Genomic DNA, 13,580 nt, shown 5'->3' with positions numbered 1-13,580 from the left:
TATGCCAGCGCATTGGCAACAGCCGCTTTTTTAAAGGAACAGGCGGCAGGCTGTTCAGCATGATTGATGCGCGGAACAGAGAAGGCTTAACGCAGAAGGAATTGTCTGATAGGACAGGTATCATTCAAGCGGATATCAGTCGTATTGAAAATGGCACCAGAAATCCTTCACTTGGAATGGTAAAACGGCTGGCAAATGGCCTTGGCATGAGATTAAAGATCGAATTCATCCCAGGAGGTACAGTAAAGCCCGCAGAATAAACCTGATTGGCGCATATACTTGCGGAGAGGCAGCACAGCAGTGATATCAATGATGTCATGAAGAATTTTCCTCGCACTGTAGCGGTATTTTCCCTGCAGATCAATCCACAACTCCTGCATTTCAGATACGCCAGAAGCAAGATAAAATAATACAAAATTTACTTGACAAAATAGTGCAATGTGCCAGTATAAATTGCGTAGACTACCATTAAGAAGAGGCTTGATAATGATGAAATTTCTGGGACGTATATTTTCTTTCGTGCTCTCAGGCATCACCGCATGTATGCTGGGATTTGCACTATTTTTTTCACTCATCACGGGGTTCGGAAAGGGACTTCCGGATATGGCGGTTGAGGGATTCATGCAGCGGTTTCCGGAGACCTGGTCTTCTGTTGAGATCCGTGTCTTTTTGATTGCGCTGATTCTTCTGTTTGTGGGATTCGTCTTCCTGGCATTTGCCTGGATTGATCGTGCGGGTCATAGGAAAAGGCTGCTGATGTTTCTGATTTTCGGCGGCGTATTTCTGATGATGCAGCTTTTCATCGCTTTCGGACTGCATACCATTCAGAATACGGATGCCTTTGAGGTTCAGGATCAGGCGCTTGCTATCGCGCGGGGCGTTCACCAGATCGTCGATTATACAAAATCCACGTATTTTGCCAAATATGGAAATAATGATCTATACCTGATTTTCTGCGTTCAGGTCTTCAGGGTCTGTATGTTGCTGCATATTCATGCGTATCGCACGGTGTTTGCGGTGCTGAATATGGCTGTCGTCGATCTTGGCATTCTCATGACCTGGCGAACGGTTTTTCTTCTGAGGGGGCCGAAGGCAGCGCTGAAGGTATTTGTGCTGAGTGTTTTCAATCCGCTGAATATTCTTCTGATATGCTGGCCCTATACCTGTACGCTCAGCATGCCGCTGATGATGCTGAGCCTGTGGATGGCTGCAGCGCTTCTGAAGGGGAAGGACAGCGGAGCACTGCATTTTGTGGAGTTTCTGGTGATCGGGCTGACGGCTGTGACTGCATATTATTTTCGTCCGACAGCCGCGTTTCCGGTAATCGCTCTCGTTCTGTGCGGTGTATGCGCAGGCGTGCAGAAGCTTTTCTGTCGGCCAGAGATGTCTTCCGGCAACTCGCAGAAATCCGCTTCAGGGTCCGGTCAGATGCCTGCTGGCACGCGGATAGCTTCTTCCGTTATGAAACAAACGAACGTTCAATCAAGAGAATCATCTCCCTATACAATGGGAAAGAGCCGGAAATTGCGGAATCTTGTCAGAAAGGGTATCCTTGCTGTCTGCGTGATTCTTCTGATGGCAGTGACATCTTCTGCGATCCGCAGCGCTTCCCTGCGTCTGGATCCGGTGACAGACACACAGTTTCCGACCGTATACTGGCTGATGCTTGGCGCTTCGGAGACCGGACGGGTGAATTCGGAAGATATGAATTATAACCGGCGCATGTACACCGAGAAAGAGAACAGGGAAGCGGACATTGCAGCAGTCCGGCAGATTCTGAAGGAACGGGGTCTGGCTGGCAATGTGAAGCACTATCTGGAAAAAACAGGGCTGACATGGTCGGATGGAACCGCGGAATATCTCAGCCGCAGCGTGGGATCAGAGAACAGCCTGCCGTGGCTGTATCAGCTCCTGAACGGACCGGGCGCCGGAATTCTTTCTCTGTGGTGTCAGGCATACCGTATGGTGATGCTTTTGATGGCTCTGGCCGGGATTCTGGTCTGGCTTTGTTCCGGGAGAAAATCGGGATGTGCCGGCAGTTTTATCTTCCAGGTATGCGTCATCACCCTGCTCGGGGGTTTTGTCTTCTATACATTCTGGGAAGGCAAGCCGGTTTACAGTTATCCCTTCCTGCCGTATCTGATCCTGGTCAGCCTGCCCGCCTGGGAAAAGGCGTGCCGCGTATATGAGGGGAAATATCAGGATGCGCCGTCTTCCGCGAAAACCATACGTCGGCTTGTACTCGTTCTTCTGCTTGCCGTTACCGGGCTCGGGCTGTTTCAGAAGTACGTCATCACAGCAGAATCAGGCGTTTTTGATGTTCCTTCCATTGTGTGTGACAGTACGGCTCTGGCCGACTGGGTCAGTGTTCCGGAAGGCCAGACGCTGACGCAGAGCTTCTATCCCTCGGGATCATTTAATACCATCCTGATCCGAGCAAGAACCGCAGGCAGGGGCAATACGAAGGACAAGTACCGGATTCTTGTGGTTTCCGAGGATTCCGGAGAAGAGGCCGATTCCGCCGCATATCGCCCGGAGGATGTCATCGCGGACAAAACAATTCAGGCTGGCAAGATAAAGGATCGAAGAATCATCCTGAATTTCCCGACGGTTTTTCCGGGAAAAAACGAAGCTTTCCGGATCATTGTCACAAACCTTTCCGCGGAGGGAAAGGGGGAAGATGGACTGCAGTCCACGGTACGTTTCGGGACCAGGCTCTGTTATGTGATGGATGAGTATAAGGGGAACTGTGTTGTCAAGGGCAGGAGGCATGCAGGTGATCTTCTGATTCGTGTAAGCCGGATAGATGAACCGGTTGTAAAGGAACGCGGGTAAGCACATGACGAACCGGTCCGGACGGAATGCGGGAAACCGGATAGATGAACCGATTCGGATGGAACGCGGGTAATCGCATAACGAACCGGTGCGGATGGAACGCTGGTAATCGCATAATGATCCGGTTCAGATGGAATCAGTCCGGACGAACCGGGGCATGGCGGGAAACAGGGGTGATCATCATATCGTCCAGCATTTCTGCGGCGATTTTCTCCGGATCTGAGTCCGGGCAAATCCAGTCCCCGATTGCCTCTCGAGGAAGGATGACAGGCATGCGGTTGTGAATACGCGCGAGTTCCGGGGTCGGCTCTCTTGTGAGAACGGTGAAGACCGGATATGTCAGGCCGCTCGTCTCTTCCATGTGGTACAGCCCGGCAAGGTAGGTCAGATCGGATGCTTCGGGACGGATTGCGTACTTTCCGCCGGTTTGCACCCGTCCGCCGGACGTACGGATATGTTCCCATTCGAAATAACAGGATGCTGGAATGATACAGCGATGTCGTATCCAATCGCGCGCGAATGAGATTTTCTCCTTCGCGGATTCAATTCTGGCGTTCACGACAGGCCCTTTCACACCGGGGATATGATATCCCCATATCATCGGATACACAGCTTTTTCTGCGGAAGCGGAGGGCGCAATTACGGCGGCAATATCGGTCGGACGGATTTCTCCGGATGTTCTGAATTCTCTTCTCAGCCGATCGGTCATTCTGCGCAGAAGCGCCGTGCTGCCCGCTGCCTCCGTGTATTGATTCATTTCTTCAGAAGGTTCGATAAAAAATCGCGTACACATATTCGTTTGAACTTCCTTTTTTTCATCAGGTATAAAGCGTCTGCTCGTCTCCTATACAATACCACACAGAGTCAAAACAGATCCCGCAATAATCGAAAATTTGTTCTTTTTCATTGCAGCTGATATAATAACTGAGAATATAAAGGGATCGGATTTCAGGACTTACGATCGTAAAGAATCGTGTTCCGGATTTTGAGATTGGAAAAGTATCGGATTGTGGATTTGTTGAAGGAAATGCCATGGAGAGGTCGGGATTGACTGCCAGTATTGTGGTGGACAATACAGGGAAGGAAAAAAATAAAGGAGAAGACGTATACCGGGATACACCGCTTCCATTTGCGGGCAGCATTTCCGGGCAGTTCCCGCGCAAGGAAAGAGCAGCCAGGTGCAATGCAGAAGCAAAACAGGGTGCAGAAGCAGAAGGAAGCCTTTCAGCAGGCCGGGGTTTTTCGGCGGAAGAAAGTCATTCAGCGGGCCGGGGTTCTTCGGTGGAAGGAAGTCATTCAGCGCGGCGAGGTTCTTCGGTGGAAGAAAGTCATTCAGCGGAACGGAACGGATACTCCTCTGATGTACCCGGACAGATTCTGGAGATGATCCGTCTGTATGAGTTCGGGGACGGTTCGCCCGAACACCGTGCCAGGATGTTCTGCAGGCAGGGAAAATTCATGGAGAAGTATGAGGATGATTTCCCCTGGAAGGGTGATTTCAGACGTTATTTCACGACTTATCATGATCTGAATATCCGTCAGCTGCGCGGCTATTTTACCTGGAGAACCGGAATACGAAACGGAGAATACCGCCCGATCTCCACGTCGCTGGCATATATGTACCTATACGAGCTTCTGTGCGGCATCGGCGCGTCATCGGTTGACGATGTGCTTCAGAAGATGGAGACATTTGAGGAAAACTATGTGAATGCCGGCATCAGTGATCCGGGGATGCGGAAAAATATCCGCCGGTGGATGTTTGAATATGCGGTGCTTCATGGCCTGCCGGCAGAGAGGGTTCGCTCATACGCAAATCCGGAAGCTTTGGATTTTGATCATTCTCTTGTGATCCTGAAAAACCCGAAGAATCATTCGGATGAGGAGATTTTTCATGCGATGAGCCGCTTCACAGGACAAACGATTGAAAAATCCGCCGTTCTGACCCGCAATAGAAAAAGGGGCATTCATCTTCTGGCCGGGATGTGGAGGTATCTCTCTGAACATTTTGAGGATAACGGGAGGGATATTTTTATGGTGTGTTTCGGCACACGGAAATGTTATCCGTGGCATCCGCTCTCAAATGCGGTATACTGGGAGGAAATGGAACTTCCGGACATGGATTTCGAGATGGATGAATGCAGAACATTTCATCTGCGGGACGGGAAGTGGCAGGAGGAGCGGTACGGCGGTCTTGGATTGCATCTGGACTGGTTCCGTTCCCTGCTTCGCGCCTCGGACAGGATTTTGCGCAGAAAGCTGAGAACGGGACATTATCTTCGGGAAAGAATGGACGAGCAATGGGCGGTTCCTTACATCGAAGCTGCGCTTCGGGAGATGGAGGCGGAAGAGCAAAGAGCAGCGATGCCCGTGATTGAAATAGATTATGCGGGTTTGAAGCAGATCCGGGAGGATGCCGCGATCACGCGGGACAGCCTTCTGACCGATGAAGAGATAGAGGAAAGCCGGGAGCCGGAGACCGATTCTGTTGTGAAGAAGATCCGGCAATCACCGGGTGAAGCAGATAGAGAGGCAGGAGAAAATAAGGAAACCGGTGCGGACAGCCTGTACCGCCGGATTTTGCTCATGCTTCTCGACGGGCAGCCCATAAACGATGTGGTAAGAGAAAATCATCTGATGCCTGCTGTTGTCGCGGATGCGATCAACGAGGCGTTTTTCGATGAAATCGGCGATAGTGTCGTCGAATGCGACGGGGATGAGATCTGTGTCGTTGAGGATTACAGAGAGGATATAGTTCAGGCGTTAGGGGAGATCAGCTTATGAGTGATGAGCACAGAAAAGTACCGAAGAGAATCGCGCAGACGGTTCTGAATTCGCTGAAGGGCGGCGTGGTTCCGAGGATCGGACTGCCCTATATCGCAGTCGGCAGAAAGAACGAGATTGAGGCGCTTTTACATGATGTAGACATTATCTCAGAGGGAGGCGCATCCTTCCGGTTCATCGTCGGAAGGTACGGATCCGGCAAGAGCTTTTTGATTCAGACGATCCGGAATTATGTGATGGACCGCGGCTTTATCGTGGCGGATGCGGATCTTTCGCCGGAGCGCCGTCTTCAGGGAACGCGTGGACAGGGCCTCGCGACGTATCGGGAACTGATTGGAAATCTCTCCACGAAGACAAAGCCGGAGGGAGGGGCTCTTACACTGGTTCTGGATCGGTGGATCAGCGCGGTGCAGGCGGAGGCCTCAGGGGAGACGGGACGGATGCCGGGCGATCCTCTGCTCACGGAGGCGGTAGACCGGAAAATCGTCGCTGTCACCTCGCAGATCAGCGAGCTGGTGCACGGATTTGAGTTTGCTTCCCTTCTGTCGCGCTATTACCATGCTTACATTGATGGGGATGACGAGACAAAGGGAAAGGTTGTCCGCTGGTTTCGGGGCGAATACGCGCTGAAACGCGAGGCGAAGGAGGAGCTCGGCGTAAATATCATCATCACGGACGATGACTGGTACGATTACCTGAAGCTCTTCGCCGTTTTTTTCCGCCTGGCGGGCTACTCGGGGATGATGATCATGATCGATGAGCTGGTGAATCTGTATAAGATCCCGAATGCCATCACCCGACAGTACAACTATGAGAAGATGCTCACCATGTATAATGACACCCTGCAGGGGAAGGCAAAATACCTTGGCATCATCATGGGAGCGACGCCGCAGGCGGTGGAAGACAGGCGCCGCGGGGTGTACAGCTACGAGGCGCTTCGGTCCAGACTTGCGGAGGGGAAATTTTCGAAGCCGGGGGCGCGAGATCTCCTCGCGCCGGTCATCCGGCTTGATCCTCTGACTCCGGAGGAAATGCTGGTCCTGTGTGAAAAATTGTCTGACATGCATGCCGGACTGTATCAGTACGAGAGAAGAGTTACGACGGAAGAGCTTGGCGATTTCATCAAGCTTGAGTATGGACGGATCGGAGCGGATCAGAACATCACGCCCAGAGAAGTGATCCGTGATTTTATCGAGCTGCTTGATCTGCTGTATCAGAATCCGTCCCTCGACATGGAGAAGATGCTTGCATCGGACGCATTTACGTACACGAAGTCGGAAGCTGTATCGGATCAGACAGACAGCAGCTACGCGACCTTTACGATCTGAAAGAGAGCAGGGAATGAATGTATTCGCAAGGTATGCACCATTTATTCAGGATTATATTTACCGCTCCGGCTGGCAGACGCTTCGGGGCGTTCAGAACGCGGCGGGAGAAGCGATCTTCGGCTCTGACCAGAATGTTCTTCTGACTGCGCCGACTGCCTCGGGCAAAACCGAAGCGGCTTTCTTTCCCGTCCTGTCTCTATTGGATGAGGAACCATCCCGAAGTGTCGGTGTTCTGTACATCGCGCCGCTCAAGGCTTTAATCAATGATCAGTTCGGGCGGCTGAATGAACTGTGTGAAGAAGCCGGGATCGCTGTCACCCGATGGCACGGAGACGCGGCACAGTCGGGGAAGCGAAGGCTTCTGAAGAAGCCCTCAGGTATTCTGCAGATTACACCCGAATCTCTGGAGTCTCTGATGATCAATAAACATATGGAGATTCCTTCTCTGTTCGGCGATCTGCGATTCATCGTGATTGATGAGATTCATTCGCTTCTGCGGGCGGACCGGGGCCTCCAGACCTTCTGTCTGATCGAACGGCTCTGCAGACTGGCTGGGTGCAATCCGAGGAGAATCGGGCTGTCCGCCACTATCGGGAATCCGGAGGAAGCGGGGAAATTCCTGTCGGCCGGCAGCGGAAGAGGCTGCATCATTCCGAAATTCGAGGGCGCGAAAGAGGTCTGGCATCTCTCGATGGAGCATTTTTTTAACACCGCTCCGCAGGCGGATGAGGGGAAAACGATTCCGGAGAAGCCACCGGCTGCCGGAATAACAGCCGGTGCCGGACCGAAGGCTTCGACAATGGAAGAGGCAGCCGGTGCCGGGCCGAATGCCACAGCAATGGAGGAGCCGACCGATTCCGCGCCGAAGGCAGCCGATCCCGGAATCGGGTATATTTTTGAACACACCCGGGGAAAGAAATGCCTGATTTTCACAAATTCACGTGAGGAATGCGAGGCGGTCTGCCAGCACCTGAGGCAGTACTGCGAGGCGGTGCACGAGCCTGACCGTTTTCTGATTCATCACGGAAACCTGTCGGCATCCTATCGGGAGAGTGCGGAAGAGGAGATGAAGGAGGAGAATTCCCTGATGTCGGTGTGCGCCACGGCAACACTCGAGCTCGGCATCGATATCGGAAAACTGGAGCGCGCCTTTCAGATCGATGCGCCGTTTACGGTGTCCGGTTTCCTTCAGAGAATGGGAAGGACAGGCAGAAGGGGCAATCCTTCAGAGATGTGGTTCGTGATGCGTGAGGATCACCCGGAACCCAGAGCCATGCTGCCGGAGATGATCCCGTGGTATCTGATACAGGGGATTGCCCTGGTTCAGCTGTATCTTGAGGAACGGTTTGTCGAACCGCCCCGCACGGGCCGGCTCCCGTTCAGCCTGCTGTACCATCAGACCATGAGCACACTTGCGTCCTGCGGAGAGATGACGCCCGGAGAGCTTGCGTCGCGTGTGCTGACACTCTCGGCCTTTCATCGGATCACGGCTGACGATTACCGTGTGCTTCTGCGGCATCTGCTGGAGATCGACCATATCAACCGGACCGAAAACGGAGGGCTGATTGTGGGAATAGCGGGCGAGAGGATTGTCAACAACTACAAATTTTACGCCGTCTTTCAGGAAAACATCGAATACACCGTGCGCTCCGGATCCGAGCAGATCGGAACCATCGTGAAACCGCCGCCTGCAGGGGACAAAATTGCCATCGCCGGCCGCGTCTGGGTGGTGGAGGAAGTGGATCATAAGCGCAGAGAGGTGTATTGTACGCTCGTCAAGGGAAATATCCCCGCCTATTTCGGTGATGTGGCCGGAGATATACACACCCGCATTCTGGAACGGATGTACGGGGTGCTCTGTGAGGAAAAATCATATCCGTATCTCATGTGTCACGCCGTGGGAAGACTTTCCGATGCCAGAGAGACATTCCGGAAATCCGGGATGGCGGAGCATCCGCTGGTCCATCTCGGAGGAAACATGTGGGCGCTTTTTCCCTGGCTCGGAAGCTACGCGTTTCTTGCGCTGGAGCGTTTCCTGAAAATCCGGTGCGCAGGGCGGCTGGGTCTGAAAGGGCTGAATGCGTCCAGACCGTATTACATGCAGTTTACCATGAAAACGGACGAGACGGAGTTTTACCGGATCATATCTGAGGAGGCCGGGAAAGATATCGACCCGCTTGAACTTGTATATCCGAAGGAGGTTCCGGTTTTTGAAAAATATGACGAATACGTTCCGGAAGAACTGGTCCGGAAAGGGTTTGCGTATGGAGTGCTTGATATCGAAGGAATGCGGGATCGTGTGCTCTCCTGGAGCAGGGAGGTGTAGAAAAAATGTTTGGTCTTTTGCTGCTGATATTGATCGTGATCGGACTTTTTAAGCTGACAGGCATTATCTTGCATGCTGTCGGGAAGATCCTTGGCGGAGTTCTGGGCATTTTCGGCTGGCTGGTTCTGGCGGGACTTGCGGCAACAGTATTCGGATTTGGATTGTTTATGTTCGCGATTATCCTGATTGTCGGGGCGATCGCATTGATTATCAGTGTGATGACATAAAGAAGATGAGAGGTTAATTGAATTGCTTTGAGAAATCATACCCAAAACCTATACGGTAAACGGCCATACGATAAGTCGTGCCACATTCTGTATAGAGGCAGGAGGACAAAAATGACAGGATTTGATGTGATTGACGGGGTGTGGAGGAATCATGAGAAGTGAAGGCGGATCGGCGCTGAGCAGTGAGAAGAAGGATGCGGGCTTCTTTCTGCACAGCAAAGAGTTTTATAAATCTTTTTTTGTCATGATGGCACTTCTCGTCTTCCAGAATATCATTACCTATTCGGTAAATGTGGCTGACAACATCATGCTTGGCGGTTACAGTCAGACAGCGCTGTCCGCCGCTGCTGCCTGCAATCAGATTCAGTACATTCTGCAGCAGTTTACGGTTATGGGACTCGGCGAGGGAATTGTTATTCTTTCCAGCCAGTACTGGGGAAAAAAGGACACGGAGATGATTCAGAGAATCTCCGGCACGGCGATGCTGTGCGGGATACTCGCGGGAGCGGTCCTTACGGCGGCTGCGTTCGTCGCGCCGGACCGTATGGTCGGTATCTTTACTGATGATCCGGATATCATCCGGATGGGAGTCTCTTATCTGTCGATCATCCGGTATACGTATCTGATCTTTATTGTGACGAATCTGATCCTGTCAACGCTGCGCAGCGTTCAGGTTGTAAGGATTGCGTTTCTGCTTTCCTGCCTGGAGCTTGTGATCAATGCGGGAATCAATTACTGCCTGATCTATGGAAAATTCTGCTTCCCGGAGATGGGAATTCATGGCGCGGCGATCGGTACGCTGATCGCGAATCTGACGGGGCTTGTGGTGCTTGTGTTCTATTGCCGGTTCAGCCGGAACGTCCCGCTTCGTCTGGATCTCCGGAAGATGATGCGGGTGAACGGAGATATCCTGAAGAATTATCTGAAGGTGGCGCTTCCGTGTGTGGTTTCCGCCATTGTGTTTGCCAGTGCGGTGGCGATTCAGACCGTGATCTTCGGTCATCTCTCCAGTGATGCGTTGGCAGCCTCCGGAGTCGCTGGAACCTTTTTTCAGTATGTCAAGATGATACCGGTCGGCGCTTCGTCTGCCGCTGGCGTGCATGTGGGCAAAACCGTTGGGAGCGGGAAACTCAGAAAGCTCAGACAGATGGTGCATTCGCTCCAGGCAATTTTCCTGGTGGTCGGCTGCATATCGTGCGTGATTCTTCTGGCGCTCCGGTATCCGGTACTGTCTCTGTATAAGCTGACCGATACGGCATATTCGTATGCGCTGACACAGATGACGATACAGGCCTTCATTGCGATCGGCATGTCTTTCCAGATGCCGGAGCAGATGGGAATCATCCGCGCCGGCGGGGATACCCGTTATTCCATGATCAGCGATATTGTGTACAGCTGGATTGTCGTGATTCCGATGGGCCTGGTCGGCTGTTTCGTGCTCGGCTGGCCGTTCTGGGCGATGGTGCTCTGGCTGAACATGGATCAGATCCTGAAATGCTTTACCGTGACGCACAAGGTCTCCACCTATTCGTGGATCCGGAATCTTGCGGGCGCGGAAACTGCGAAAGACGTAAGCGGACTTTGATTTACGCGAACAGTGAGCCGCAGCCGAATGCGAAGCATTCGTGTGCGGCGAGCGTCGCGATAGCGAGATAAAACTCGCGCAGCGTGTTTTATCTCGTTTGCTGCCGGCAGATGTCATCCGTCGGCTGTGCTTCTGGAAAATACTGTGTCCGGCCGCTTTGGAGAAACTGCCGGCAGCTGGCTTCAGTCGACGGTGTTGCAGGAGAATTTATGCTTCTCCGGAATTTCACGGTCGGAATATCCGGCTTCGGTCTGGCCGAGAATAATGGAACCGGTGGGAGTGAAGCCTTCCGGCAGGTTCAGCTTCGCGACGATCGCCGGATCCTGGGAGAGTGCGTAAGTAGCACCGTAGATATCGCAGTGACCAACGCCCTCCTCTACGGCGGCGAGGGACATGTTCTCGATAATCATGGCTACGTTGGCACTTGCCACATTGCCCTGATCGCTGGAGGAAACGACGATCAGCATCGGCGCGCCGTAGAGCGGATGCATGGACGGATTCCCGAAGAATTTTGCGCCCGCCTTGTCGATGGCGTCCAGAAGCTCTTTGTTTGTCACGATGGTGAGGTGGATGCTGTCATATTTTCCCATGCCGATTGGTGATTCATATGCAGCTGTAAGTATAGATGCAAGCTGAGCGTCGGTAATGGGTTTTCCGTTATAGGAGCGGATTGATTTTCTGTTGTTCAGTGCTTTCTTTAGTTCCATGATGGATACCTCCTTGTTCTACATTGAATGTGCCATCGGTATGCGGGGGTAAAGCCCGCATGACCGTTTGCTGCGGTATGGTCCGGATACGCATAATCGCTGTGATCCGGATGCGCATAACCGTTGTGATCGGTATGCGTATTACCGTTGCTATTATAGCATATTGCAGAGAGCATTACGATAAGGGGGTCTGCGGATAGTATGGGGATCCTGCGGATATTCCTGGGGTTTTGCGGATAGTATGGGGATCCTGCGAATATTCTGGGTTCTGCGGATAGTCTGGGGATTCTCTGGATATTCTGGGGAAAGACGAAGAGATGGCTGACATTGGCAGAGAAACAGCGAATCAAAGTGGAGGTTGAGCATATGAAACGAAGAACAGCTTTATCGATTGCGGGAAGTGACTGCAGCGGGGGTGCCGGCATTCAGGCGGATCTGAAGACGATGACGATAAACGGTGTTTATGCCATGAGTGTGATCACGGCGATGACGGCACAGAATACCACCGGGGTGAGAGCGGTTCAGGAGGCAGCTCCTGAATTCCTGAAAGAACAGATCGATGCGGTTTTTGAAGATATCTTTCCGGATGCCGTGAAGATCGGAATGGTTCCGTCGGCCGCGCTGCTGCACGTCATCAGTGACAGGCTCCGGTACTACGGGGCGCGAAATGTGGTTGTAGATCCGGTCATGGCAGCAAGCACCGGGTCTCTTCTGACGAACGAGAATTCGGTAAAGGCAATGACAGAGGAATTGCTTCCCGTTTCTTCCCTTGTCACGCCGAATATTCCGGAGGCACAGATCCTGTCGGGCATTTCCATTGAAAACAGGGAAGATATGGTCCGTGCCGGGAGGGAGATCAACAGCCGTTGTCATTGTTCTGTGCTGGTGAAGGGAGGACATATCGCGGGGAACGCGGATGACCTTCTGATTGATCAGGGTGAGATCTACTGGTTCAGCGGAAAACGGATTGAAAATCCGAACAGCCATGGAACCGGCTGCACGCTGTCGAGCGCGATCGCGTCGAATCTTGCGAAGGGAAGCACAATGTATGACGCGGTGCAGAAGGCGAAGGACTATCTGACGGGCGCGCTTTCTGCCATGCTTGATCTTGGAAAGGGAAGCGGCCCCCTGGATCACGCATTCTGTCTGAAAAAAACTGCATTTTTTCCATAAAAAGGCAGAAAAAATCTTGACATGAGGAGTCTGATTCGATACGTTTGTAATATAAATTATGTGTTGTATCCGGCTATAAATTACATGTTGTATCCGGCCCTGATAGGTTACGGAATTTATCCCGTTCATACCGGGTAGAGAGATGAGCGTGAAGCCATGTGAAACAGGGCGAAAACGTGAATATGCGCGGTCAGTGAGCCACATCCGCTCACTCAAGGGGTGAAGCAGTGAGGCGAACGCCGCGACAGACCGACAAAGTCGGTCACATGTATGATTGCAGGAGCGCAAAGCACGGAGCAGTCCGTAGCTGATACAGTCTGTGGCGCCCCGCTTGCGGGGCATGGGGGTTTATTATGCAGGATTATGATGAGGCAGTGTTGAAATGCTTTCTTGAAAATCAGGACAGATTGTTCCCGGAACCGGTAGCTTCCTCAGAGGAAGAGGCGGAGTACTTTCTGGAGGATGTCTGCGCGGTTGTTGTAGATTCCAGGGATGAGGTTCGCCAGTATTTTGAGGAGGAGGGCATTGATCTTGAGGGAGATCCGCTCGAAGAGGCGGAGGTCTTCAATATCGGTGACGGCAGATTCCTGATTGTAGAAGGATGAGAGTTTCAGTATA

10 protein-coding genes and 1 pseudogene are annotated in these 13,580 nt (G+C 52.3%); 9 read left to right on the top strand and 2 right to left on the bottom strand.

The window, feature by feature from the left end; genetic code table 11:
* Positions 1 to 56: 56 nt before the first annotated feature.
* Positions 57 to 260, top strand: a pseudogene (locus tag ACTNDI_RS10665) (helix-turn-helix domain-containing protein); the annotation flags it as partial.
* A gap of 226 nt (positions 261 to 486) precedes the next feature.
* On the top strand, positions 487 to 2,835 hold the full coding sequence (locus ACTNDI_RS10660; protein ID WP_441100972.1) for a hypothetical protein: 2,349 nt from the start codon (positions 487 to 489) through the stop codon (positions 2,833 to 2,835).
* A 136-nt stretch (positions 2,836 to 2,971) separates the two neighbouring features.
* Here the strand turns inward: ACTNDI_RS10660 and ACTNDI_RS10655 are convergent, their stop codons facing one another.
* Positions 2,972 to 3,628 carry an SOS response-associated peptidase gene (locus ACTNDI_RS10655; protein WP_441100971.1) on the bottom strand — a complete coding sequence of 219 codons (657 nt, stop codon included), beginning with the start codon at positions 3,626 to 3,628 and terminating at the stop codon, positions 2,972 to 2,974.
* 239 nt (positions 3,629 to 3,867) lie between these two features.
* Between ACTNDI_RS10655 and ACTNDI_RS10650 the strand changes: the two genes are divergently transcribed.
* The 5 genes from ACTNDI_RS10650 (at position 3,868) to ACTNDI_RS10630 (ending at position 11,082) form a co-directional block, all read left to right on the top strand.
* Entirely contained in the window at positions 3,868 to 5,616 is a 1,749-nt protein-coding gene (locus ACTNDI_RS10650) for a TerB N-terminal domain-containing protein (RefSeq protein WP_441100970.1), read from the top strand.
* The gene (locus ACTNDI_RS10645; RefSeq protein WP_441100969.1) at positions 5,613 to 6,944 is read left to right on the top strand and encodes an ATP-binding protein; all 1,332 of its coding nucleotides are present in this window, start codon (positions 5,613 to 5,615) and stop codon (positions 6,942 to 6,944) included. Before ACTNDI_RS10650 ends, ACTNDI_RS10645 begins: the two co-directional genes overlap by 4 nt.
* A 13-nt stretch (positions 6,945 to 6,957) precedes the next feature.
* Positions 6,958 to 9,270, top strand: a complete 2,313-nt coding sequence (locus ACTNDI_RS10640; protein ID WP_441100968.1) for a DEAD/DEAH box helicase — start codon at positions 6,958 to 6,960, stop codon at positions 9,268 to 9,270.
* A gap of 5 nt (positions 9,271 to 9,275) precedes the next feature.
* Entirely contained in the window at positions 9,276 to 9,497 is a 222-nt protein-coding gene (locus ACTNDI_RS10635) for a hypothetical protein (protein WP_441100967.1), read from the top strand.
* A 151-nt stretch (positions 9,498 to 9,648) separates the two neighbouring features.
* Positions 9,649 to 11,082 (top strand): MATE family efflux transporter, encoded by a 1,434-nt coding sequence (locus ACTNDI_RS10630; RefSeq protein ID WP_441100966.1) that lies wholly within the window; start codon positions 9,649 to 9,651, stop codon positions 11,080 to 11,082.
* A 182-nt stretch (positions 11,083 to 11,264) separates the two neighbouring features.
* Here the strand turns inward: ACTNDI_RS10630 and ACTNDI_RS10625 are convergent, their stop codons facing one another.
* The gene (locus tag ACTNDI_RS10625) at positions 11,265 to 11,789 is read right to left on the bottom strand and encodes a nitroreductase family protein (protein WP_441100965.1); all 525 of its coding nucleotides are present in this window, start codon (positions 11,787 to 11,789) and stop codon (positions 11,265 to 11,267) included.
* Between the two features lie 366 nt (positions 11,790 to 12,155).
* On the opposite strand from ACTNDI_RS10625, the gene thiD reads away from it, so the two are divergent.
* Both thiD and ACTNDI_RS10615 read left to right on the top strand, forming a co-directional pair.
* Entirely contained in the window at positions 12,156 to 12,962 is an 807-nt protein-coding gene (gene thiD / locus ACTNDI_RS10620; protein WP_441100964.1) for a bifunctional hydroxymethylpyrimidine kinase/phosphomethylpyrimidine kinase, read from the top strand.
* 353 nt (positions 12,963 to 13,315) lie between these two features.
* Positions 13,316 to 13,567, top strand: coding sequence for a glyoxalase (locus tag ACTNDI_RS10615; RefSeq protein ID WP_441100963.1), 252 nt, complete (start codon positions 13,316 to 13,318; stop codon positions 13,565 to 13,567).
* Positions 13,568 to 13,580 lie beyond the last annotated feature (13 nt).

The sequence above is a fragment of the Bilifractor sp. HCP3S3_D3 genome (assembly GCF_052063915.1).
Taxonomy (GTDB): domain Bacteria; phylum Bacillota; class Clostridia; order Lachnospirales; family Lachnospiraceae; genus Bilifractor.
This window is presented reverse-complemented; position numbering and strand designations above follow the sequence as displayed.

Bases quoted from the DNA above. Each gene is read 5' to 3' on its own strand.
- ACTNDI_RS10625 (WP_441100965.1), bottom strand. From the start codon at position 11,789: ATGGAACTAAAGAAAGCACTGAACAACAGAAAATCAATCCGCTCCTAT.
- ACTNDI_RS10630 (WP_441100966.1), top strand. From the start codon at position 9,649: ATGAGAAGTGAAGGCGGATCGGCGCTGAGCAGTGAGAAGAAGGATGCG.
- ACTNDI_RS10660 (WP_441100972.1), top strand. From the start codon at position 487: ATGATGAAATTTCTGGGACGTATATTTTCTTTCGTGCTCTCAGGCATC.
- ACTNDI_RS10650 (WP_441100970.1), top strand. From the start codon at position 3,868: ATGGAGAGGTCGGGATTGACTGCCAGTATTGTGGTGGACAATACAGGG.
- thiD (WP_441100964.1), top strand. From the start codon at position 12,156: ATGAAACGAAGAACAGCTTTATCGATTGCGGGAAGTGACTGCAGCGGG.
- ACTNDI_RS10640 (WP_441100968.1), top strand. From the start codon at position 6,958: ATGAATGTATTCGCAAGGTATGCACCATTTATTCAGGATTATATTTAC.
- ACTNDI_RS10655 (WP_441100971.1), bottom strand. From the start codon at position 3,628: ATGTGTACGCGATTTTTTATCGAACCTTCTGAAGAAATGAATCAATAC.
- ACTNDI_RS10615 (WP_441100963.1), top strand. From the start codon at position 13,316: ATGCAGGATTATGATGAGGCAGTGTTGAAATGCTTTCTTGAAAATCAG.
- ACTNDI_RS10645 (WP_441100969.1), top strand. From the start codon at position 5,613: ATGAGTGATGAGCACAGAAAAGTACCGAAGAGAATCGCGCAGACGGTT.
- ACTNDI_RS10635 (WP_441100967.1), top strand. From the start codon at position 9,276: ATGTTTGGTCTTTTGCTGCTGATATTGATCGTGATCGGACTTTTTAAG.